The following is a 22331-nucleotide window of genomic DNA, read 5'->3' as shown; positions in this document are numbered from 1 at the left end:
CGGGTCAACCGCAACCAATGCTTTTGTTTAGTATGACGAGTCAGCCTGCTCACTCGTCAGGCTTAACTCCAGTATATAAAGTTCGTTACGTTTTTGCCTAACCTAATGTAAAGAAGTTTAAAGAAAATGCACTACCCGGAGAGATTTTTCAGATAAAGAAAAAGGCGGCTTTCGCCGCCCCAGGCTAATGATAAAGCAGAACTTGTTGTGCCGGATGGCGGCGTAACCGACTTATCCGGCCTTGCCTGATAAACGAGGCGCCATCAGGCACGTCATCGTTTCTGCCGTATTTAACTCGCTTCTGAAGGCGTATCTTCCGTTTGCGTACCGGGAAGCTGCGGCGCAAAGCCACGCAGCCCGACAACATGAACATGCTCAGTATTCTGAAACACTTTACGCACCAGTTTATAGGTCGTGCCCTTCTCCGGACTGATGTTTTCCGGCGCGGCGATGATGAGCTGCATCTGCAAACGTTCGCATAGTTCAAACAGCGTGGCGATAGAGCGCGCATCCAGACGCGCCGCTTCATCGAGGAACAGCAGGCGACATGGCGAAATATCTTTCCCGCGCAGTCTGCGCGCTTCGTCTTCCCAGCTTTGCACAACCATCACCAGAATTGACATCCCGGTCCCGATAGCTTCCCCCGTTGATAGCGCGCCGGATTCCGCACGCAGCCAGCCGTCGGACCCACGGTTAACTTCAACTTCCATTTCCAGATAGTTACGGTAGTCCAGCAGCTCCTCGCCGATGGTCTGCGGCGTGCGTTGCCCCATATCGATCTGCGGATTCAGGCGCTGGTACAGTTTCGCCAGCGCTTCGGAGAAGGTCAGACGATTGCTGTTAAACAGATCCTGATGCTGCTCCTGCTGTTCTGAAAGCACATCCAGCAAGGTGGCATGCGTTTCACGCACGTTGACGTTTAACCGCACGCTATTCACCTGGCCAAACGAGACGCTTTGCAACCCCTGGTTCAGCATGCGAATACGGTTCTGCTCACGCTGGATAGTCTTGCGGATAATGTTTGCCACGCTGCGGGAACTGATCGCCAGCTTTTGCTCACGCGATGTCAGCTCTTCCGTCAGACGACTCAGCTCAATCTCCATTTGTTCAATGGCTTCAACCGGATCGTCGGTACGAATAATATCCTGACGAATACGTTCGCGCAGATGCTGGTAAACGGCCACAAAGAACTGGATTTTACGTTCCGGGCGTTTCGGATCTTCCGACAGACGCAATACGTCGCGCAGATGTTCGTTATCCGCGACGGCCAGGCGCAGCGCGCCCAACGCCTTATCCGACATGGAGCGCAGTTCATCCGCCGACAGATAAGCCAGCTCACGACGGTGCAGACGGCGTTCCACGCCATTGTCTTTCACCATCCGCATGACTGCGCACCAGCCGGCTTTCGCGGTCACGACCTGCTCGCGCATTTCATGATAATCACGCTCCAGCTTGCGCAGCTTACGGGTCAGGTTCTCCATCTCCGCTTCGCAGAAGGTGAGCGCTTTCTCAAGCTGATTGCGACGCGAACGGTTATTGCTCAACTGGGCGTGCAGTTCATCGCGACGCTGGCGGGCACGCTCTTCCGCCCCGCTGTCGGCGCGAACGCCAATATCCTGTAATTCGCGCTGCAAATCGTTAAGCAGCTCTTTTTTCGTGTCGTAAGAGCTTTTTAGCGAGGCCAGGACCTGGCTGTACTGACTTAACTGCGCGGCATGGCTGCGCAGCGCTTCGCGGGCGCGGGTACGCTCGGCTTCCGCCTGCTCCAGCCGCTGGCGCAGCTTTTCGTTGAGATCGCTGTTGCCGCTCAGCATTTCCGCCGAGTCGGAATAGCTGAAATGCGCCCGACGTTCGACAACTTCAGCCAGAGCAAAAGCCTGCTGGCGCGCGTCGCGCTGCATTTGCTGCGACCATGCATAGTCTTCTTTTAACTGCTCAAACTGTTCCGGATCGCTTTGCAGAACGGAAACCACCGGCTCCAGTTTGGCTAACTGGTTGCCATATTGCTGCACAAATCGCGCCGCTTCTTGCGCCTCATCCAACCGTTCCTGAATTTCATCGACCCGATCGGCCAGCGTTTCATCGGCCAATAAATTCAGCCGCGGCAGCAAACGGTTAAGCGCGGAAACGCCCTCTTTGGCCTGCTCAAACTGAAGGCGCTGCTGCTGGTTGTCGCTTTCATGCGTCGCCAGCGCGCGCTCCAGCTCGACGCGACGCCCGTTCAGTCGGCGAATTTCCGCTTCCGGATCGTCCTCAAAGGCAACAGAAAGGTGGCTACCGATAAAACGGCTGAACGCCTGGTGCAAACGCTGGGTTTTCTGCACGTCAAACGAGAGCGTGGCAAAGCGCTCGGAAAGCACTTCCCGTTCCGCATGGAGACTTTCAATACGGTTCTCGCGCGCCGCACGGCCAAAAATAGGCAGCGACGGAAAACGCGAATAACGCCACTGACGGTCGGCAATTTTCACGACCACCGCCTTTTCCAGCTCGTCAACGCTGAATACGCTGTCATCAAAAGACTGCGGATCGCCTTCGATCAGGTACAGATCTTCCGGGCAGTCGGTCAGACCTTCAAGCTGTTCGGCTATTTGCGATAAATCCGGTACGACGATCGCATGGCGCGACGGGCCATATAGTGCGGAAAAGTACGGCGCATCTTCAAGACTGACATCATCGTAGATTTCCGACAGCAGTACCCCGCCAAAACGCTCCGCCAGCGCATTCAAACGCTGATCTTCCGCGCCGCCCGGCTGGCTTAAACGTTCGATCTCTTCATCAACCGCATTTTTACGCGCGCCCACTTCGTCGCGTTCGACAATGGCTTCGCGCTCACGCTCCAGTAGCTGTTGCAGGTATTCGGTCACTTCCTGGCTGGACGTAAACTCCTCGCCGCACTGTTCGCTAAGCTGGTTCAGGCTATTCTGCGCCGCCAGCCAGACAGGAGCGCGTTGCATCAGATGCTGGATACGGGATTGCAGCTGTTCCTGTTCCTGACGCAAGGCCATACGCTGTTCGCTGGCTGACGACACGCTCTCAGACAAGGACGCGATGCGGGCTTCCAGCTCCTGATGCAGCGCTTCCAGTTCGTCAATATCAAAATTTTTGCCCTGTCGCTTACAGAACTCAGCCAGCAGACGTTCCGCCTCTTGCTGCTCGCGCAGCCGCTGTTCCAGTTCGCTCAGGCGCATCCGCAGCGGCTGTACCTGTTCCGCCAGATGACGCTGGTTCACGCCGTCCCGTAACAGCTCGCGCGCCACGTCCCAGGCTTCGCTACGCGCCAGCGGGCCGTTGATCGCCGCTACTAGCTGGTAAGCCTGCTCAAACTGGCTGTGCGCGGTTTGCGCCACGCTCATTTTTTGTTCCAACGACAGCAGTTTTTCCGTAGCTTCCTGCTCTTTTGCCTGGAAAGTATCCAGCCATTCGGCGGCGCTTTCCGGCGTTAGATCCGGCAGATGACAAAGTTCTTTAGCGCGGGCAAGCGCTGATATCGCCTGGTTATACTGAATCGCGCGCGTTTGCTGTACATCCAGCGCCTGCTGGTAATCCGCAAGCTGGCTTTTGAGTTCATCGACTTCCAGCTCGGCGGCTTCGGCACGCGCTTCATTTTCGTCCTGCATTTCGGCGGCTTCCGCCACCACTTCGTTTTGCTCTTCGAGTCGAATCTGCAGCTCTTCAAGATCCGCTTCGTAGCGTTCAATTTTTTCCTGCTGACGCAGCGCGGTTTGCACCAGATTCAGGTGATCGCTCGCCGCCTGGTAATCCGCCTCAAGAGAACCTTCGGCGCCGTTATGTTCGCCCAACTCACGGGCCATATCGACGTGCTTGTACTGCTCAGCCGCCAGTTGTTTGCGCGATGTGTACAGTTCGCGTCGAAACGCCAACGCCTGATCAAGGTGAACCCGACGCTCATTGGTGTGGCGCATATAATCCGCCGCCACATAATCGGTGGCTTCGCTGATCAAATGCTTAAACAGATCGCGATCGGATTGGGTAACACGAATCGCTTCCAGCGTGAGTCGGTTCTCGCGCAGCGCCGCTTCCATATCCTGGAACGCCTTGCGCACGCCGCTGTTTTCCGGCAATAAATAATCGCGTAGCGATCGGGTAATGGCGCTGGAGATCCCGCCGTACAGCGAGGCCTCTATCAAACGATAGAATTTACTACGATCGGAAGCGGAGCGCAGACGACGGGCGATAATCCCTAAGTCAAACATCAGCGAATGATAATCGGTGATGGAGTTAAACTGCTTAAACTGCACGCCTTCCATCTCGTCAAGCTTGTCTTTCAGCTCAGCAAGCGACAGTACGCGCGCCTGACGTTCGTTTAATGTCTCCGTCACCAGTTGTGTCGGCTGTACCGACATCGGCAGCCCCTGGATAGCGAACGGTTTGATGTCCACTTTGCGATCGCGCCCAGCGACCTGCTGCAGACGCACGCCGACCACCACCCGCTGATGGCGGGAATTAATGGTGTCGAGCATGGAGTAACAGACGCCCGCCTTCAGCTTACCGTGCAGACCTTTATCGCGCGAACCGCTGGTGGCGCCGGCTTCCGTGGTGTTACGAAAGTGCAGTAATGTAAGATCCGGGATCAGCGCCGTGACGAACGCCGCCATCGTCGTGGATTTCCCGGCACCGTTGCCCCCGGATAACGTCGTGACCAGTTCATCCAGGTCAAAAGTACGGGCAAAAAAACCGTTCCAGTTAATCAGCGTTAGCGAGCGAAATTTACCGCGTTCAATCATTATTCTTCCTCTCCACTGTCCGGCTGACTCTCTTCGGTCTCATCATTAAGTTGCAGATGGTTTTCAATGGGCATCGCTTCCCCGTCGCGGATGAGACGACGCTGCGCCTCGCGAGGATCGTCGCCGGCGCGGACATCCGCGCCAAAGCGGAAGACCGATTCGGTAATGCGGAATTTGCTGCTGTCGTGGCCCATAAACCATACCATGCCCAAACGACGCAGGCGGTTTAAAGAAGAACGCACCTTTTCCTGCAGTTTCTGACGATCAACGTCAGATCCCGTCGAGCGGTTATTAACCAGCTTTAGCAGTTTGGCTTCGTCCGCAAGGGTAAGCAGCTCGTCGTACAATTCTTGCTGAGTAAAGATCCCTTCGTTGGCCAGACGCTCCGGGCTAAGATAGAGGTAGCAGAGAATTTTACCGACCATCATATCCAGTTCGGATAACACCGAGCGCGGGATAAGCGTGGTAGAACGCGGACGCAGGTAGAAGAACCCCTCCGGCGCGCGAATCAGTTCCACGTTATAACGCGCGTAAAACTCTTCCAGGTATTCCTGAAAATCCATCAGAAAGGCATGATTATCCAGTTCGTCCAGCCCGATGTGGCGGCCCGAACGTAATGCGCTATCCAGCGCCGGAAATAACGGATTCGCCAGCGCCTGCGCCAGCTTAACCGGCATCACTTGTTCAATATTTGTCAATGACATGCGCCTGTACCTTGGCTCCGTAATCATTAATCGGCTGCCATTTGGCTGGCAGTCCGGTGAAATCTGCTTGCGCTACGCCAAGACGTACCGCTTGATCGATAACAATACGCGCCACGTCGAAATGACGCGCGCGCGGGTATTGCGCCAGATACTCGCGCACCACCAGCCCAAGATCCAGTGGCGTTTGTCTGGTTTTGTAGATAGCCAGCTGTTCTTCAATGATGGCCGCTAACTGCTCGCGGATCTCGTTAAACTCTTCATATTCCAGATCCGGCGGCAACTCCCCGGTGACTTCATCGTCACGCAACGCCATCTCTTCATCGCGCATATCCAGCAGACGATCGGCATTCGCGTAGGTTAGCGCCCAGGGATCGTCAAAATAAGTCTGCACGGACTGGCGCAACCGCTGGGCGAAGACACGGTTTTTATCCATATCGATCGCGGTACGGATAAATTTATGCACGTGACGATCGTAGCCGATCCATAAATCAATAGACTGCTGACCCCAACTGATAATGCGGTCGAGTTTACTTTGTAAGTCAAACACCAGCCTGTCGACAAAATGCAGATCGTCGTGCGTCATCGTGGCATCCTGAATGCGCAGCAGGTTAGCCTGCAGCTTATCGCCCGCCGCCTCCAGCGTATCCTGCAACTCGCGCAGCGTACCGGACGTTTCGGAAAGCAGCAGCTCACAGCTGGAAATCGCCGCCCGCCAGTCTTTATTCAGCAGTTGTGCGATATCGTCTTTCACCTGCTGCTGCTGTTCATCCATGATGCGCTGGGTGAGATCGATACTGTCGAAAATCTCCGCCACCGAATATTTCAATGGCGCGTAAACGTTGCGATGCCAGTGGAACTCATCGCCCCCCTCCGCTGCCGCATCCGCCGCGCGCTTCAATTCGCCGGCCACAATCGACAACTGCATAGAAAGACGCAGCGTAGAGAATTCGCGTTGACGAATGTAGTAATCGGTGATGCCAATCCCGAGCGGGGTTAATCGGTAAATCGCATTGCCTTCCGCCTGCTCGCTGGTAAAGCGGTTCAGCAGACGTTGACGCACCATATCGTTAATCGCGTTGTTCGCGCGCACGCCGATGGTTTCGCTGGTTTGCTCAAACGCATCACTCACATGGCGGAATGCATCCACCAGCTCGCCTTCACTCATCTCGCCGTCAAGGCGTTCGCCGTTCAACGTGGCGACCGCCAGCAGAAAGGAAAGTCTGTCTACCGGCAGCGAGATGGAAAAGTCGTTTTTTCTGGCCCAGGCAACCAGTTCGGGGACTGTCTGGGAAAATTCACTCATAGGTTATCCTTGCATCTGCGGCTAGCGCCGGGCTTTTAATCGCGGTGACATGAATGTAGCGCCCAAGGCTAATATACGGCTCCTGGCGGCAATAACGCGTTTCCAGTTCGACCAGGGTCTCATAACAGTCACGCTGCTGGTGTTTTTCACGCAGATAATCATGAAACACACGCACGCCGGTTTTACCGGTAATCTGCCAACCAATCGCCTCCAGCCACTGGTACACCTGCGCGGGGTCGCGCGGGTAGTCAGGCGACAGCGTGCGCTTCTTGCGTTTAGGCATCCCCGCCTGCACGTAGTCAAAATTACCCGCCACCATATTGTGCATCAGCAAACCGTTAGCGTTATAGAACATCAACGACAGCGCGCCGCCAGGGCGCAATACTGACCAGAGCGTTTCTAATACGCCGACAGGATCGGCTACCCACTCCAGCACAGCATGAAACAATATCAGATCAACCGGGCTTTCCAAATGCGAAGCGACGTCCTGAGCCGGGCATTGTATAAAATGCATGTCTTTGCTCACACCTTTTGCCTCGGCCGCCTGCCGCGCGCGGGCGATCATTTCGCCAGACAGATCGCATAACGTCACCTGATGGCCGCGTTCCGCCATCTTAATCGCCGTTTGCCCTTCGCCGCCGCCGGCATCCAGCACCCGCAGTTTCCGCCCGCCAATCTCCTCCAGCACGCGATCCAGGTCTTGCCACAGAATGGCTTGCCGCAGTTGTCCTTTGGTCGTGCCGTAAATGTTACGGGAAAACTTTTCAGCAATGTCATCAAAATTGCGATCCTGCATCGGACTCTCCACAGGCTGGCTCAGGCGTTATCTGATAAAACCGCTATTTTGTCACAGCCGCGGCCAGAATGAACCTGTCTGGTGTAATATCACCGTTAATCCTCCGCTATATGGTTAAAAAAGGAACCAAAAAGGATGCTTTTTACGCTAAAGAAAGTGATTGGCGGTATGTTATTGCCGCTTCCGCTGATGTTGCTGATCATTGGCGTCGGCCTGGCGCTGCTCTGGTTTAGCCGCTTTCAGAAGACCGGAAAAGTATTTATCAGCGTAGGTTGGCTGGCGCTATTGCTATTAAGCCTGCAACCCGTCTCTGACCATTTGCTGCGTCCGATAGAAAACCGCTACCCTACCTGGCAGGGTCCGCAAAAGGTGGAATATATTGTGGTTCTCGGCGGCGGCTATACCTGGAACCCGCAGTGGGCGCCGAGCTCTAATTTAATTAACAACAGCTTGCCGCGGCTGGCGGAAGGCATTCGGCTGTGGCGCGCGAATCCGGGAGCCAGGCTGATTTTTACCGGCGGCATAGCAAAAACCAATACGGTAAGCACGGCGGAAGTCGGTGCGCGGGTGGCGCAGTCGCTGGGCGTACCGCGTAGCGATATTATTACGCTGGATAAGCCAAAAGATACGGAAGAAGAAGCCGCCGCCGTTAAGCAGGCCATCGGCGACGCCCCTTTCCTGTTGGTAACCTCCGCCTCGCATTTGCCGCGTGCGATGATTTTCTTTCAGCATGCCGGGCTGAATCCGCTTCCCGCGCCGGCGAATCAGTTGGCGATCGATTCGCCGCTCAATCCCTGGGAGCGGGCAATTCCGTCCCCGGTCTGGCTGATGCACAGCGATCGCGCTGGGTATGAAACATTAGGGCGACTTTGGCAATGGCTGAAAGGCATATCAGGCAAGCCAGGGGAGTAATGATTTCGCCGCCAGATCAAAATTGGTACGGTTAAAACGTCCGGTATTGACCAATTGCGCAACCTCGTCCCACAGCACATAGAGCCAACGCCGCCAGATGAAGGACTCCGCCACTGGCGCGCGTTGCAGATAATGCCAAAGCAATCCCTCCGCCAATGGATTATCCATCAGGCGAAACAGTTCGAACTCTCTCGGCGCCCACAGCATCAGCCCGGGGCCGACCATCGCCAGAAGCTGATCGCTACGGGCGTCTTTAAGCATACTGCGCAAGCAGAAGTTGCCATGCACCAGTACGCAGTTGTCGTTAAACCCTTCAAATAACGAAGGAAGACATTCTCTGGTACGAAACAGAATGCGTCTGTCCTGCATCGTCAGACCGGTATTGCTGAACTGATTTAGCGTCGTCCACAGCACCTCCACCCGCTGACGATACCAGGAAGGCCAGATATTCTCCTGAGTATGGTCTACGGCGCCAACGCAACCGCGGCTATCCTGCCGATGCCAGGCTAACAGCCCTTCGACAATCTGATCTTTTAGCTGTTCCCAGCGTTCCGGAGTGCGCGCCGGCGCCTCGACCGGCACACCGCGCAGTCGTTCCAGTAGCAGCACATCCGGACCAGGATGCTCTTCATGCGTCAATACGCCATAGATTACCGGCATCCTCACCGTACCGCTACGCGCCAGCATTGAGGTTTTCCATGCCAGTTGCTGCGCAACGCCGGGAGTGGTAAAACTTCGCGCCATCAGCGGCATCGGAATGCCCTGGCTGTCATATAATGACCACAATGCGGAATCCGCTTTCTCATTCACGCACTCTATACGGCTAAGTTTTTCACCCAACAAATGACTGAGTTCGGCCCGCAACTGTTCCATTCCAGATTACCCCCATTAGTGCTACTGCTTTAATAATGAGCGTCGTATGGACAGATGTCACCCGTATCAGATCAAGGGAAGAAAAGAAAAATGAGGAAAATCGTAACGGTACGAGAAAGCCGCCACTGATGAGCAGACGTGAGTATTCATCTTTGCGCTATCATACCGCGCTGTTCATGACCGTCTAAGACGATCATGAACAGGATCATGTTAACGCATTTCAGCGCGTACGCGCTCCAGGTCGTCGGCGGTGTCTACGCCCGTGCCGGGCACCGCTTTGGCGATGGCGACATGAATTTTTTCGCCGTACCACAGCACACGGAGTTGCTCCAGCATTTCAATATGTTCAAGCGGGCTGGGTTGCCAGCTCACGTAACGGCGGATAAACCCCGCGCGATAGCCATAAATGCCCAGGTGACGAAGGCAAGTATCCCCTACCGTTTCCAGACTTTTTGCAAAGCGATCGCGATCCCAGGGAATCGTCGCCCGGGAAAAGTAAAGCGCATAGCCTTCAGCATCCAGCACGACTTTTACCGCATTCGGGTTAAACGCTTCTTCGGCGCTGTGAATCGGCACCGCCAGCGTCGCCATGCCAACCTGGCGCTGTGCCAGATTTTCCGCGACCTGGCGAATAATAACCGCCGGGATCATCGGCTCATCGCCCTGAACGTTCACAATAACGGTATCGTCGCTGAATCCGCACTTCTCTACCACTTCCGCCAACCGTTCGGTGCCGGACTGGTGATCGGCGCGCGTCATGCACACTTCGCCGCCAGCCGCTTCTACCGCACGAGCCACGTCTTCATGATCGGTGGCGACAATAATGCGTTCCGCGCCAGATTCGCGCACCCGCTCCAGGACATGAACAATCATGGGCTTACCATTAATATCCACTAATGGTTTGCCTGGCAGTCGGGTAGATGAAAAACGGGCCGGAATGATGACGACGAAACTCATGATTTACTCTCATCAGATGTCAGGGCGCGAGCTTCATTTTCCAGCAATACAGGAATGCCGTCGCGTAACGGGAAAGCGAGATTATCCAGTTTGCAAATTAATTCTTGCTGTTCCTGGTTATACCAGAGTTTGCCGTTACATACCGGGCAGGCGATGATTTCAAGCAGACGATGATCCATAGTTCCTCCAGATGGACCGGATTGTGAATCCTTCAATATTAACATAATCGGTTATGGTGCAGGGTCTATTTCCCAGCCATGACGCATGGCGCTAAACAGGCCTGGCGGACATTGTCCCAGCGTCACGCGCGATGCCCGTTGCCAGGCAGCAAACGCGCTAATGGCCTGCCAGATTCCTTTTTGCAGACTAACGCCAGGGCGAATATCGTCCTCCAGATACAGCGAGATAACCTCAAGTACCCCCGTTTTACGGTGCATTTTGGCGTCCATTCGCCCGACTAAACGGCCCTGGTATAATAGCGGCAGCACAAAATAACCGTACTGGCGCTTCGCCGCAGGCGTATAACATTCCAGCCGATAGTTAAATCCGAAAAGCTGCGCTGCCCGCTTGCGATCCCATATCACAGGATCGAAAGGCGACAGCACTGCGCTATGGGTCGCCTTTAAGGCGTTATTTAGCGCCGGTTCAAGCTGCGAAAGAAGATCGGCATGAAGCCACATCCGCCCCAACGTTTCCACCTCGACCGGAATAATCTGCTGCTGTTCCGCCCGGCTCTCCCGCCATCCTTTCAGGTCAGGACGTTTCAGGCGGTAGTAATCCGCCAGCCACTGTTCACGGAAAATCCCCAGACTGCGCGCGCTATTATCCAGCATCAGGCTTTCCGCCTGCGGCTGTGACAGTCCATCGCGTTCATCATCCCAGTGCGGCATCACACGGCGCGTTAAATCATATACACGTTGAAAATTACGCCGCTCAACAACCATGACTTTTCCGGCGGTAAATAAACCCTCAAGGTGGCGTTTATGTGGTTTCCATTCCCACCAGCCGCTGGCGCCTTTCTGCGCATGTTCAAAATCGGCAGATCGCACCGGGCCGTGCTCCTGAATATGCCGCATTAGCTGTTCTATTTCTTCCGCGTGCTCATGCATCCATGCCGCGCGATATTTCCAGCCCATCTTTTCCGGCGACAGCATACGATGGCGGATAAGTTTAAAGTCGCGGCGTGGTAAGAAACAGGCCTCATGCGCCCAGTATTCCATTAACTCGCCGCGTCGCAGCGCCTCATCCAGCCAGGCCTGCGGGTACGAACCGAGACGGCTAAACAGCACCAGATAGGGGCTACGTGCGACAACATTGATGGTATCAATTTGCAGCAACGCCATGCGTGAGATGGCGGCAAGAACATCGCCAGGCAGCGCGTTACGGCGCGGCTTTTTCAATAGCCCCTGCGCAGCAAGGTGAAGACAACGGGCCTGGGAAAGAGAAAGGTACGGCAATGACATTCATGACTCCATAAATTCATCACTGCCGCTGCATTGGGGGACGCTAGCGAACCAGCGAGGTGATATGTTGAAGCAACTTATCAGGCTGCTCACCGGACAAACGCGCATCAACCGGTAAGAACCACCAGTTATCTTCGGCAAAAGCACGGCATTTCACCGCGTCTTTTTCCGTCATTACCAGGGTCTGCCCTTCACCGACCAACGCCTGAACGTCAGCAGGGGCGAGCGTTTGATGATCGGCCAGCGGGACGCACTTTTGCGGATGCGCGCCACAGGCTTCCAGCGTCGCGAAAAAGCGCGGCGGATGACCGATGCCCGCCATCGCCACAATATTGCTCAGTTGCGCCACATCGCAACGCGCTCCCGTACGTAAGTTCACCGCCAGTCCAGGCGCTAGCTGCATGGGTATTTCACCCGCCCGGGCGACGCCGCCATTCACGATAGCGGCGTCCACGGTTTTCAGGCGACTGGCGCGTTCGCGCATAGGGCCGGCAGGAAGCCACCAGCCGTTGCCAAAACGGCGCACCCCGTCAATCACCACAATTTCAATATCTCGCGCTAGTCGGTAATGCTGCAACCCATCGTCGGTGATAATAATCTGCACATTATGCGCCGCCAGAATCGCTTTCACCGCCGCGGCGCGTTCAGGCGCCACCGCGACAGGCGCGCCGGTCCGTTGATAAATCAATACCGGTTCATCTCCCGCTTCTGCGGTTGTCGTCTCCGGCGTCAGGAGCAGCGGATAAGCGGCAGCTTTCCCGCCGTAGCCGCGGGAAACGACCCCCACGCGCACGCCACGCTGTTGCAGCTTTTCCACCAGCCAAATGACTACGGGGGTTTTACCGTTACCGCCAGCCGTAAGATTCCCTACCACAACCACCGGTACCGGCGCTCGCCAGGCGCGTTTCAAACCAAGCTTATAGCTCAGACGAATCGCCCCGCTCACCAGGCCATACAGCCAGGAGAGCGGCAGCAGTAACCGCCATAGCGGGGATTCACCCGACCAGATACGCGCAATCATTGGCCAAATTGCATCTTATGTAGCTGGGCGTAAACGCCGTGTTGCGCCAGCAGCTCGCTATGAGTGCCGCGCTCAACGATAATACCGTCTTCGACTACAACGATCTCATCCGCCTGTTCGATGGTGGAGAGACGGTGCGCAATCACCAGAGAGGTACGGTTTTTCTGCAGCTCATCCAACGCTGCCTGAATCGCACGTTCAGATTCGGTATCCAGCGCGGACGTAGCTTCATCAAGGATCAGAATCGGGCTGTCACGCAGTAAGGCGCGGGCGATCGCGATACGCTGGCGCTGACCGCCGGAAAGCAGTACGCCGTTTTCGCCGATGATGGTATCCAGGCCATTATCCATCTTATTGATAAAGTCCATGGCATAGGCCATGCGCGCCGCCTCTTCAATCTGCTCGCGGCTGTATTCTTCCGTCCGGGCATAAGCAATGTTATTGGCGACCGTGTCGTTAAACAGATGCACGTTTTGCGAAACCAGCGCCACCTGATTACGTAGAGAGGCCAGAGTGTATTCGCGTAGATCGTGACCATCCATCAGGATGTGTCCTTCATCAATATCGTAGAAACGGGTGATCAGACTGGCGATAGTTGATTTACCCGATCCGGAACGCCCCACCAGCGCCACGGTTTTCCCGGCAGGAATTTTCAAATTGATGTTACGCAATGCCGGCACTTCACGGCCCGGGTAAGTAAACGTCACATTGCGGAATTCGAGATCGCCGGTCGCGCGGTCAATGACACGTTTACCTTCATCTTTCTCCTGTTCGCTGTCCAGAATCGCAAACAACGTCTGACAAGCCGCCATCCCACGCTGGAACTGCGCGTTAACGTTTGTCAGCGATTTTAATGGACGCATCAGCGCGATCATGGAGGAGAACACCACGGTGATGGTCCCTGCCGTCAGGCTATCCATTACGCTTGGGAAGCTCGCAGCATAGAGGACAAACGCCAGCGCCAGCGAGGCAATGAGCTGAATGATAGGATCGGAAATTGACGAGGCAGAGACCATTTTCATGCCTTGCAGTCGCATCTTATTGCTGACTTTATCAAAGCGTTTAGTTTCGACTTCCTGACCGCCAAAAATCAGTACCTCTTTGTGTCCTTTCAGCATTTGTTCAGCGCTGGTAGTCACTTGTCCCATCGTGTTCTGCATATTTTTACTGATGCTGCGGAACCGCTTTGAGACAACGCGAATCGCAATCGACACAATCGGCGCTAAAACAACCAGGATGATCGACAGCTGCCAGCTGTAATAGAACATCATGATAAACAATCCGATGATCGATGCCCCTTCACGCACCACGGTAATCAGCGCGCCAGATGAAGAAGAGGCAACCTGTTCTGAATCGTATGTAATACGCGACAGCAGCGTACCGGTAGACTGTTTATCAAAGAAAGCGACGGGCATTCCCATCATATGGCCAAACAGGCGACGGCGCATGGTCATTACCACCTTGCCTGACACCCATGAAATACAGTAGCTGGAGATATAGCTAGTGATGCCTCGTAATATCATCAGCCCAATAACCACCAGCGGCATCCACAGCAACACTGAGCGATCCGTTTTACCGAAACCATCATCCAGTAATGGCTTGAGGAGCGATAGCATGAAGGTATCGCTGGCTGCGTTGAGAATTAACGCTATGCCCGCCACGATCAGACCTGCTTTAAAAGGCGCTATGGTTGGCCACAGTCGGCGGAAGGTCTGCCACGTAGAGAGATCTTTATCGTTATGCATTCAAAAAACCAGCATTTGTTGAAATAGCCGCATATTCTACCCGTTATCCTCGGACACGCCAAACCACTGATGATACCAGCGAGGTAAAATTTGATCCCGTAAGCCTTGTATGCGCCAGCCCTGCGGAGAAAACAGCAGCGAAATTTGCCCCTGGTGGGGTGTATCAAACCACTGATACGCCTGCTGTCGGTAGCGCCGTTTTACCTTGCGGGACGGCAGCCGCCATGCGTTATAGCGCGATGCGGACGCCAGCGCCGCTTCACCATGTACGCGCTGAATAAATGGTAGCGACGACGACGTATTACTACCATGATGCGGCACCTGGATAAACGTCGCCGCAAGATGTCGCCAGTAACGACTTAGCATTTTTTGTTCAGCGCCCGCTTCGATATCGCCCGTGAGCAGGATGCTATGTACACCGTCATCCACTTTGACCACACAAGAACGGTTATTTCCTCGATCGGCACTTTCGCGTAACGGCCAGTGCGCCTGAAACGTTAGCCCCTGCCATTGCCACTGCTCGCCGCGAAAACAGGGCAAATGTCCCTGCCAGCCTAACGGGCTGCGAATCCACATTGACGGCCAGACCCGCTGTAGCGAACGCAGCCCGCCCCGATGATCCAGATGCTCATGACTCAAAATAACGCCCTCCGGCGTCAGATTATGCCAGCGCAACCAGGGAATAATAACCTGTTGCCCGCTGTCGCCCTCCGGCCATGCCCGACCGGTATCGTAGAGTATTACTTTATCGCCCCTGACGATCGCTATCGCCAGCCCCTGACCGACATCCAGCATATGCACCTGCCATCCGCTGGCGTTTATCGGCCGCCAGAGTGGCCAGCTCATCAACAATAACCCGCATAAACAGACCGCCGGACAGGTACGCCAGACGTTTAATCGCCACGCGATAAGCGTTAGCCAGGGTAAAAGCGTCAGCCACTGCCAACGGTTATCAATATTGACCCAGCCCTGCGGTAAAGCATTCAACAGGTAAAATAGCGCGGCTAACGCGCGATCGGTCAGGTACCATACCCACTCTTCAAGAAAAAACGGCCCGGTTAAATGCAGAATCATTCCCGCCAGGATGAGCGGAACCGTCACAAATGTGACCCAGGGTACGGCAAAAAGATTCGCCAGCATTGCGGTAACGCTTATGCCATGAAAAAGCGCCACCTGGAGAGGCAAAAGCAGAAGTGTAATGCCTGCCTGTAGGTGAAGCAGGTTAAGCAACCAGCGTAAGCCTCGTGGAAAATTTCCGTTTGGCGCAGGAAACCACTGATACCAGAATAACAGGCCGGCAACCGCAAATGCTGACAGCCAAAGACTTTGTGATATAACCGCCACAGGATCGGCGAAAATAATCGCGGCCAGACAGCAGCACCAGACTTGCCAGCCGCTCCACTGTCGTCCGCTTAATTTTAATCCTCCCCAGACGCTCAGTGCCGCCACCGTGCGCAGCGCAGGCGGTTGTAAGCCGGTAAGCCAGGCATAACATATCGCGCAAAGAATGCCGCCCAGCAATGGCGTCTGCCAACGAATCCATCTGACCGGCAAAAAGAATTGTCCGCCACGGATTAATCCGGCAGCCAATAACGCAGCAAAAGCGATATGCAGGCCGGAAATCGCCATCAAATGGGCAGTCCCCGTATCGCGCATAACGGCCTTCACCTCCTGCGACACCGCTCCCCGCTCCCCCATTCCCAACGCCAGAATAACCTGCTGCCACGGATAAGGCGCAAGCGTAGCGCGAAGCGAAGCAAGATAGCGCCCACGCAAGCTACACTCAGGGTTAATCGCTTTAGCCTGTAGAAAACGCCCGGTCAACGGTTGGTGCTGCGCTAGCGCGTAACGCTGGCTATCAAAACCGCCTTCGTTAAGCTGTCCGTGTACCGCTCTGACCTTCAGCGTCATCGCCCACTGTTGCCCGGCACACACTTCCGTGGGTAAGTACTGGCCATGCAGGACAATCCCTACAGCAGGAAAGAGCGGCTTTCCGCGCAAATGGGTGATTCGCCCATAATGAGTGGTCATATGATCGGTGGCAGTAATGACGACTGTCGCCTCCTGCGTCGCGGCGGGCAGGACGTTTCCCGCCCAGATGGCCTGCCTGGCGGCAAATATCCCCCATATGAAAAAGAGCAAGGTTAATGCCGCGTAGCGCGCATAGTGATGGGGTATGAGGCAAAGCAAACATGCCAGACAAAACAGCACCGCGAGAATCCACGTATCAGGTAATACTGGCAATATCATGAGTGGAAGTATGCCGCATACTACGCATACGCTGACCGTCGTTATCTTCATAGACACCTCCCTGTGCGGGAAAGTGTGCAGGTTCAGGACGCCATTGTCTGGAGGGGATTTTGTGCTATACGGCGCGGATTCCAGGTTTTTTACCTGATAAATGTAAGACGCAGCAAAAAATGCGAAACGTTTTCCAGTTTTCGGTCGAATAGCGTTTGCGCCTGACGGCGTATAAATGAAAAAAGCACCCTGACGGTGCTTTTTTCGGGTTCAAGTTTTTCGTTAAAACTTAACCGTAAATATTGGCGCGATCGCGCAGTTCTTTACCCGGTTTAAAGTGAGGAACGTATTTTCCTTCCAGTTCCACTTTATCGCCGGTCTTGGGGTTACGTCCGGTACGAGGCGCGCGGTAATGCAAAGAAAAACTGCCGAAACCGCGGATTTCAATACGCTCGCCCTGCGCAAGAGTCGAGGCCATATGCTCCAGCATCTCTTTTACCGCGTCTTCAACCGCCTTAGCGGGAATGTGAGATTGCTGGGTTGCAAGTCTTTCAATCAATTCTGACTTGGTCATGATTCCTCCGGTTCCTTAAAGGCAAATTGGCTGCAGCCGTGAGATTGATTAAGGGCGGCCGTAGCCGCCCTTAGTGCTTGATTACAGGCCGAAACCTGCAATCTGTCAAGTAATCTCGTTATACTTCGGACTAAAAGACCCGAAGTTTCAGAGGATTACTCGCCTTTAGCTGCTTTGAATGCTTCAGCCATTGCGTTGTTAGAGAAGTTTGCATCTTCCTGTTTGTTAACAGTTGCGATGGCATCTTTCTCGTCAGCTTCGTCTTTCGCACGAACAGACAGGCTGATTGCTCGGTTTTTACGATCAACGCCGGTGAATTTAGCTTCAACGTCGTCGCCAACGCTCAGAACCAGAGTCGCATCTTCAACGCGGTCACGGGATGCTTCAGAAGCACGCAGGTAACCTTCAACGCCGTCAGCCAGTTCTACGGTTGCGCCTTTCGCGTCAACTGCAGTGACTTTACCGGTTACGATAGCGCCTTTCTTGTTCAGAGCAACCCAGTTGTTGAACGGATCTTCTGCGAGCTGTTTAACGCCCAGGGAGATACGTTCACGTTCTGCGTCAACCTGCAGAACAACTGCAGCGATTTCGTCGCCTTTTTTGTATTCACGAACTGCTTCTTCGCCTGCAACGTTCCAGGAGATGTCAGACAGGTGAACCAGGCCGTCGATGCCGCCGTCCAGGCCGATGAAGATACCGAAGTCAGTGATAGACTTGATTTTACCTTCAACGCGGTCGCCCTTGTTGTGGGTTTCTGCGAACTGCTGCCACGGGTTAGATTTGCACTGCTTCAGACCCAGGGAGATACGACGACGTTCTTCGTCGATATCCAGAACCATCACTTCCACTACGTCGCCAACGTTAACCACTTTGGACGGGTGGATGTTTTTGTTGGTCCAGTCCATTTCGGAAACGTGAACCAGGCCTTCAACGCCTTCTTCGATTTCAACGAAGCAGCCGTAGTCGGTCAGGTTGGTCACGCGACCGGTCAGTTTGGTACCTTCCGGATAACGTTTAGCGATAGCAACCCACGGATCTTCGCCCAGCTGTTTCAGGCCCAGGGATACACGGGTACGCTCGCGGTCGAATTTCAGCACTTTCACGTTGATTTCGTCGCCAACGTTCACGATTTCGCTCGGATGCTTAACGCGTTTCCAGGCCATATCAGTGATGTGCAGCAGGCCGTCAACGCCGCCCAGATCAACGAATGCACCGTAGTCAGTGAGGTTCTTAACGATACCTTTAACTTCCATGCCTTCCTGCAGGTTTTCCAGCAGCTGATCGCGTTCTGCGCTGTTTTCGGATTCGATAACGGCACGACGAGAAACCACAACGTTGTTACGTTTCTGGTCCAGCTTGATTACTTTGAATTCAAGCTCTTTGCCTTCCAGGTGCAGAGTGTCACGCACCGGACGAACGTCTACCAGAGAACCTGGCAGGAACGCGCGAATACCGTTCAGCTCAACAGTGAAGCCACCCTTAACTTTGCCGTTGATAACACCGGTAACAGTTTCAGCATCTTCGTAAGCTTTTTCCAGCGTGATCCATGCTTCGTGACGTTTAGCTTTCTCACGAGAGAGCAGAGTTTCACCGAAGCCGTCTTCTACTGCATCCAGAGCAACGTCAACTTCGTCACCAACCTGGATTTCCAGTTCGCCCTGGGCGTTTTTGAACTGCTCAGCCGGAATGGCAGACTCAGATTTCAGACCGGCGTCAACCAGTACTACGTCTTTGTCGATAGCAACAACAACACCACGAACGATGGAACCCGGGCGGGTTTCGATTTCTTTTAAGGATTCTTCAAAGAGTTGAGCAAAAGATTCAGTCATGTTTAATCTTCAGGTTTCATATTTAACGTCCACCTGGCTCCGTGCCGGATGGGGTTGTTTAACATACCCGCTGTCAATCCTTTGCAACGGGGGTACTACAAATTCGGTCGCATTTAAGCGAGAGCCAATTTTTGGCGCGCATATTGTAACGCTTTTTCAATCACTTGCTCAATGCTTAATCGGGTAGAATCCAAAACTAATGCATCAGCAGCAGGAACTAACGGCGCTACAGCGCGATTACGATCGCGATCGTCGCGTTCCTTGATCTCGGCCAAAAGGCGTTCAAAGTTAACACTAAAGCCATTCTCCTGCAACTGTAGCATACGTCGATGCGCACGTTCCTCCGAGGAGGCGTCAAGGAAAATTTTTACCGGCGCATCCGGGAAGACCACGGTCCCCATATCGCGTCCATCGGCGATTAAACCAGGCGCTTCGCGGAATGCGCGTTGGCGGCGAAGAAGCGCTTCACGCACGCGTGGGAATGCTGCCACCTGGGATGCCGCGTTCGCGACTTCCTGCGTACGGATTTCGCCGCTAACGTCCTCGCCTTCCAGGATAACTTCCAGGTTGCCGTCCGTTGAGACGAAACGCACGTCCAGATGGGACGCCAGCGGCACCAGCGCATCTTCAGAGGCGAGATCGACATGGTGATGCAATGCCGCCAGCGCCAGTACGCGGTATATCGCGCCGGAATCCAGCAGATGCCATTGCAATGCTTCCGCCATTGCTTTGCACAAGGTGCCTTTACCTGCACCGCTTGGGCCATCAATGGTTATTACCGGGGCAATTGCCGTCATCTTTATCTCCTTAAACAGGCGTACCGTTAACGTAAACGCCGCGCATTATACGCGCCAACGCTCGCGACCGTTAACGTTGCGTGCAAAAACCAGTTTTGTCTGTAATCAGATGCGGAATAATTGCGCAATTATAGCGGGCCGGCGAGAAACCAGCCCGAAAGATGACAATGATTTACTTTTTATCTTCGGCAATTCTGTCGCGCATATGCTGCGCGCGATCGGCTGAAGCCGGGTGGGAGTCCATCAATGATTTTGCATGACCTGCGTCCATTGTGGCGAATTTATCGAATGCCGTGACTAAGCCCTGGGTGTTAATCCCGCGTTTTTTCAGCAGATCGTAAGAGAAGTCATCCGCATCCGACTCCTGACTGCGAGAAAACGCCGAATTGATGACGCCTTCCGCCAGATCGCCCAATTGAGACTGGGAAAGCTGCGCTGCGACGCCGCTGGTGGCGGAAATCGCATCGCGAGCCGCCAGCGTGGCATAAGCGGTCTGCATTGCCTTGCGAGAGTGCCCTAAAGAGACATGGCCCAGTTCATGGCCCAGTACGCCTTCAATTTCATTATCGGTCATCAGATCCATCAGGCCGGAGTATACGCGAACGCAACCGTTCGCCATCGCCCATGCGTTGATATCGCTGGTCATATAGACTTTATAGCTAACCGGCGTACCGTCAATGTTGTTACCCAGCGCTTTGGCGATTTTGCTCAGACGTTTGGTGTATTTGCTTTTCGAACCTGCCAGTTGATTCTCGCTGTCCATTTGTTTACAGGCATTATTAGATAATGCCTTAACATCCGCATCGGACAGTGTGGCGGCTTTGTAGGCTGACATGCCTGAACTGGCGATTAAATTGCCATTCACGCCATTTTTACATCCTGCCAGTAGCGTGGCGGAAATCGCCACCGCCAGTAGTAATGATTTATTTTTCATACTAATCTTCCGTTGATAACTATTATAAAAAACACATAAATCAATGTGTTAAATCATCAACAAATTAGCATTAGTCATAATTATAAAAATAGTGCGAATACGGACTCGGCGCGCCAGCCCGTCGACTGGCGCAACAGAAGACTTAGGCAGGCGTACTCATTCGCGCCAGTTGTTCGAAATAATCAGGGAACGTTTTTGCGGTACATTTAGGGTCCAGGATCGTAACTGGCGTATCGGACAGTGCGACCAGTGAGAAGCACATCGCCATACGGTGGTCGTTGTACGTGCCAATATCCGCGTGTTGGAGCTTCGCCGGCGGCGTGATACGAATATAGTCGTGCCCTTCTTCGACTTCAGCGCCCACTTTACGTAGCTCGGTCGCCATCGCGAACAGGCGATCGGTTTCTTTCACTCGCCAGTTATAAATATTGCGCAACGTCGTGGTTCCTTTCGCAAACAGCGCCGTGGTGGCAATCGTCATCGCCGCATCCGGAATATGGTTCATATCCATATCTATGGCGTGCAATTCACCGCGCGTGCAGGCAATAAAATCATCGCCCCAGGTAATGGTCGCGCCCATTTTCTCCAGCACATCGGCAAAACGAATATCGCCCTGCATACTTTTGCGGCCAATTCCGGTCACTTTTACCGTGCCGCCTTTTATCGCCCCGGCGGCGAGAAAATAGGACGCTGACGAGGCATCGCCCTCGACCAGATAGCGACCTGGAGAGTGATACTGTTGACCTCCCTTCACGACAAATTGTTGGTAGTGGTGGTTCGCTATCTCCACGCCAAAGGTTTTCATTAAATTTAGCGTGATATCGATGTAAGGTTTTGATACCAGTTCACCTTTAACGCGAATAATTGTGTCTTTAGGGGCCAGCGGCGCCGTCATCAGCAGAGCGGTCAGGAACTGGCTGGAAACGCTACCATCAACCTCAATGTCGCCGCCGATAAAACCGCCGCGCAGACGCAGGGGCGGATAATTTTCCTGCTCCAGGTAATCAATATTCGCCCCGCCCTGACGCAGCGAATCAACCAGATGGCCTATCGGACGCTCTTTCATACGCGGTTCGCCGGTTAACACTATCTCATTTTGCCCCAGACATAGCGCTGCCGCTAACGGACGCATCGCGGTTCCGGCATTACCGAGAAACAGTTCCAGAGCGCCTGGCGCACGTAATGGGCCGCCATTACCCGTGATATCACAGCGGGTGCGATCGGCAGAAAGGGTGTAATTGATCCCCAACGCGCTCAGGGCATTGAGCATATGGCGGACGTCATCGCTATCCAGCAGATTCGTCAGAACGGTTTTACCACAAGCTAAAGCCGCCAGGAGCAAAGCACGGTTTGAAACACTTTTGGAGCCAGGTAAATTAATGGCGCCATCGACCCGCGCGATGGGTTGTAACGTCAGGGATTCCATGAAACTCAACT

The 22331-nt window shown here is 54.2% G+C and carries 17 protein-coding genes; 1 reads left to right on the top strand and 16 read right to left on the bottom strand.

Annotated elements, in window-relative coordinates; all coding sequences use genetic code 11:
• Positions 1-290: 290 nt before the first annotated feature.
• The 4 genes from mukB to cmoM are packed head-to-tail and all read right to left on the bottom strand — an operon-like array spanning position 291 to position 7548.
• A complete protein-coding gene (gene mukB / locus N7E69_RS17000; protein WP_000572757.1) occupies positions 291-4745 on the bottom strand; it encodes a chromosome partition protein MukB in 4455 nt (1484 codons plus the stop codon).
• Complete coding sequence (gene mukE / locus N7E69_RS16995; protein ID WP_000060025.1) at positions 4745-5449, bottom strand: chromosome partition protein MukE; 705 nt, start codon at positions 5447-5449, stop codon at positions 4745-4747. The genes mukB and mukE overlap by 1 nt, the downstream gene beginning before the upstream one ends.
• The gene (gene mukF, locus N7E69_RS16990) at positions 5430-6752 is read right to left on the bottom strand and encodes a chromosome partition protein MukF (RefSeq protein ID WP_001288828.1); all 1323 of its coding nucleotides are present in this window, start codon (positions 6750-6752) and stop codon (positions 5430-5432) included. Before mukF ends, mukE begins: the two co-directional genes overlap by 20 nt.
• Positions 6745-7548 (bottom strand): tRNA uridine 5-oxyacetic acid(34) methyltransferase CmoM, encoded by an 804-nt coding sequence (gene cmoM, locus N7E69_RS16985; RefSeq protein ID WP_001154025.1) that lies wholly within the window; start codon positions 7546-7548, stop codon positions 6745-6747. Before cmoM ends, mukF begins: the two co-directional genes overlap by 8 nt.
• 135 nt (positions 7549-7683) lie before the next feature.
• On the opposite strand from cmoM, the gene elyC reads away from it, so the two are divergent.
• The gene (gene elyC, locus N7E69_RS16980) at positions 7684-8460 is read left to right on the top strand and encodes an envelope biogenesis factor ElyC (protein ID WP_000899553.1); all 777 of its coding nucleotides are present in this window, start codon (positions 7684-7686) and stop codon (positions 8458-8460) included.
• Here the strand turns inward: elyC and N7E69_RS16975 are convergent.
• The 12 genes from N7E69_RS16975 to aroA form a co-directional block, all read right to left on the bottom strand.
• Positions 8440-9333 (bottom strand): YcbJ family phosphotransferase, encoded by an 894-nt coding sequence (locus tag N7E69_RS16975; protein ID WP_000436889.1) that lies wholly within the window; start codon positions 9331-9333, stop codon positions 8440-8442. The genes elyC and N7E69_RS16975 overlap by 21 nt on opposite strands.
• A gap of 210 nt (positions 9334-9543) precedes the next feature.
• Complete coding sequence (gene kdsB, locus N7E69_RS16970; protein ID WP_000011585.1) at positions 9544-10290, bottom strand: 3-deoxy-manno-octulosonate cytidylyltransferase; 747 nt, start codon at positions 10288-10290, stop codon at positions 9544-9546.
• On the bottom strand, positions 10287-10469 hold the full coding sequence (ycaR, locus tag N7E69_RS16965) for a protein YcaR (protein ID WP_000350061.1): 183 nt from the start codon (positions 10467-10469) through the stop codon (positions 10287-10289). Before ycaR ends, kdsB begins: the two co-directional genes overlap by 4 nt.
• 51 nt (positions 10470-10520) lie before the next feature.
• Positions 10521-11753: a winged helix-turn-helix domain-containing protein gene (locus tag N7E69_RS16960; RefSeq protein WP_000056913.1), complete on the bottom strand. Its 1233-nt coding sequence runs from the start codon at positions 11751-11753 to the stop codon at positions 10521-10523.
• A gap of 43 nt (positions 11754-11796) precedes the next feature.
• Positions 11797-12774 carry a tetraacyldisaccharide 4'-kinase gene (lpxK, locus tag N7E69_RS16955; protein ID WP_000561699.1) on the bottom strand — a complete coding sequence of 326 codons (978 nt, stop codon included), beginning with the start codon at positions 12772-12774 and terminating at the stop codon, positions 11797-11799.
• Entirely contained in the window at positions 12771-14519 is a 1749-nt protein-coding gene (msbA, locus tag N7E69_RS16950) for a lipid A ABC transporter ATP-binding protein/permease MsbA (protein ID WP_000551246.1), read from the bottom strand. Before msbA ends, lpxK begins: the two co-directional genes overlap by 4 nt.
• Before the next feature lie 36 nt (positions 14520-14555).
• Positions 14556-16820: a ComEC family protein gene (locus N7E69_RS16945; RefSeq protein WP_000705770.1), complete on the bottom strand. Its 2265-nt coding sequence runs from the start codon at positions 16818-16820 to the stop codon at positions 14556-14558.
• Positions 16821-17049: 229 nt separating this feature from the next.
• Positions 17050-17334, bottom strand: coding sequence for an integration host factor subunit beta (ihfB, locus tag N7E69_RS16940; RefSeq protein ID WP_000167332.1), 285 nt, complete (start codon positions 17332-17334; stop codon positions 17050-17052).
• A gap of 155 nt (positions 17335-17489) precedes the next feature.
• A complete protein-coding gene (gene rpsA / locus N7E69_RS16935) occupies positions 17490-19163 on the bottom strand; it encodes a 30S ribosomal protein S1 (protein WP_000140324.1) in 1674 nt (557 codons plus the stop codon).
• Positions 19164-19276: 113 nt separating this feature from the next.
• Entirely contained in the window at positions 19277-19960 is a 684-nt protein-coding gene (gene cmk, locus N7E69_RS16930; protein ID WP_000125007.1) for a (d)CMP kinase, read from the bottom strand.
• Between the two features lie 172 nt (positions 19961-20132).
• Complete coding sequence (locus N7E69_RS16925) at positions 20133-20894, bottom strand: M48 family metallopeptidase (protein ID WP_000792301.1); 762 nt, start codon at positions 20892-20894, stop codon at positions 20133-20135.
• Positions 20895-21036: 142 nt separating this feature from the next.
• Positions 21037-22320, bottom strand: coding sequence for a 3-phosphoshikimate 1-carboxyvinyltransferase (gene aroA, locus N7E69_RS16920; RefSeq protein ID WP_000445198.1), 1284 nt, complete (start codon positions 22318-22320; stop codon positions 21037-21039).
• Between the last annotated feature and the right edge of the window lie 11 nt (positions 22321-22331).

Source organism: Salmonella sp. 3C, assembly GCF_025426275.1.
GTDB classification, from domain to species: Bacteria; Pseudomonadota; Gammaproteobacteria; order Enterobacterales; family Enterobacteriaceae; genus Salmonella; species Salmonella enterica.
Note: the sequence above shows the minus strand (reverse complement) of the source record. Positions and strands in the feature narration are given on the sequence as shown.

Coding starts and splice junctions, on each gene's coding strand:
- lpxK (WP_000561699.1), bottom strand. CDS start 12,774: ATGATTGCGCGTATCTGGTCGGGTGAATCCCCGCTATGGCGGTTACTG.
- mukF (WP_001288828.1), bottom strand. CDS start 6,752: ATGAGTGAATTTTCCCAGACAGTCCCCGAACTGGTTGCCTGGGCCAGA.
- msbA (WP_000551246.1), bottom strand. CDS start 14,519: ATGCATAACGATAAAGATCTCTCTACGTGGCAGACCTTCCGCCGACTG.
- mukE (WP_000060025.1), bottom strand. CDS start 5,449: ATGTCATTGACAAATATTGAACAAGTGATGCCGGTTAAGCTGGCGCAG.
- rpsA (WP_000140324.1), bottom strand. CDS start 19,163: ATGACTGAATCTTTTGCTCAACTCTTTGAAGAATCCTTAAAAGAAATC.
- cmk (WP_000125007.1), bottom strand. CDS start 19,960: ATGACGGCAATTGCCCCGGTAATAACCATTGATGGCCCAAGCGGTGCA.
- N7E69_RS16925 (WP_000792301.1), bottom strand. CDS start 20,894: ATGAAAAATAAATCATTACTACTGGCGGTGGCGATTTCCGCCACGCTA.
- ihfB (WP_000167332.1), bottom strand. CDS start 17,334: ATGACCAAGTCAGAATTGATTGAAAGACTTGCAACCCAGCAATCTCAC.
- ycaR (WP_000350061.1), bottom strand. CDS start 10,469: ATGGATCATCGTCTGCTTGAAATCATCGCCTGCCCGGTATGTAACGGC.
- aroA (WP_000445198.1), bottom strand. CDS start 22,320: ATGGAATCCCTGACGTTACAACCCATCGCGCGGGTCGATGGCGCCATT.
- N7E69_RS16960 (WP_000056913.1), bottom strand. CDS start 11,753: ATGTCATTGCCGTACCTTTCTCTTTCCCAGGCCCGTTGTCTTCACCTT.
- elyC (WP_000899553.1), top strand. CDS start 7,684: ATGCTTTTTACGCTAAAGAAAGTGATTGGCGGTATGTTATTGCCGCTT.
- N7E69_RS16975 (WP_000436889.1), bottom strand. CDS start 9,333: ATGGAACAGTTGCGGGCCGAACTCAGTCATTTGTTGGGTGAAAAACTT.
- cmoM (WP_001154025.1), bottom strand. CDS start 7,548: ATGCAGGATCGCAATTTTGATGACATTGCTGAAAAGTTTTCCCGTAAC.
- N7E69_RS16945 (WP_000705770.1), bottom strand. CDS start 16,820: ATGAAGATAACGACGGTCAGCGTATGCGTAGTATGCGGCATACTTCCA.
- kdsB (WP_000011585.1), bottom strand. CDS start 10,290: ATGAGTTTCGTCGTCATCATTCCGGCCCGTTTTTCATCTACCCGACTG.
- mukB (WP_000572757.1), bottom strand. CDS start 4,745: ATGATTGAACGCGGTAAATTTCGCTCGCTAACGCTGATTAACTGGAAC.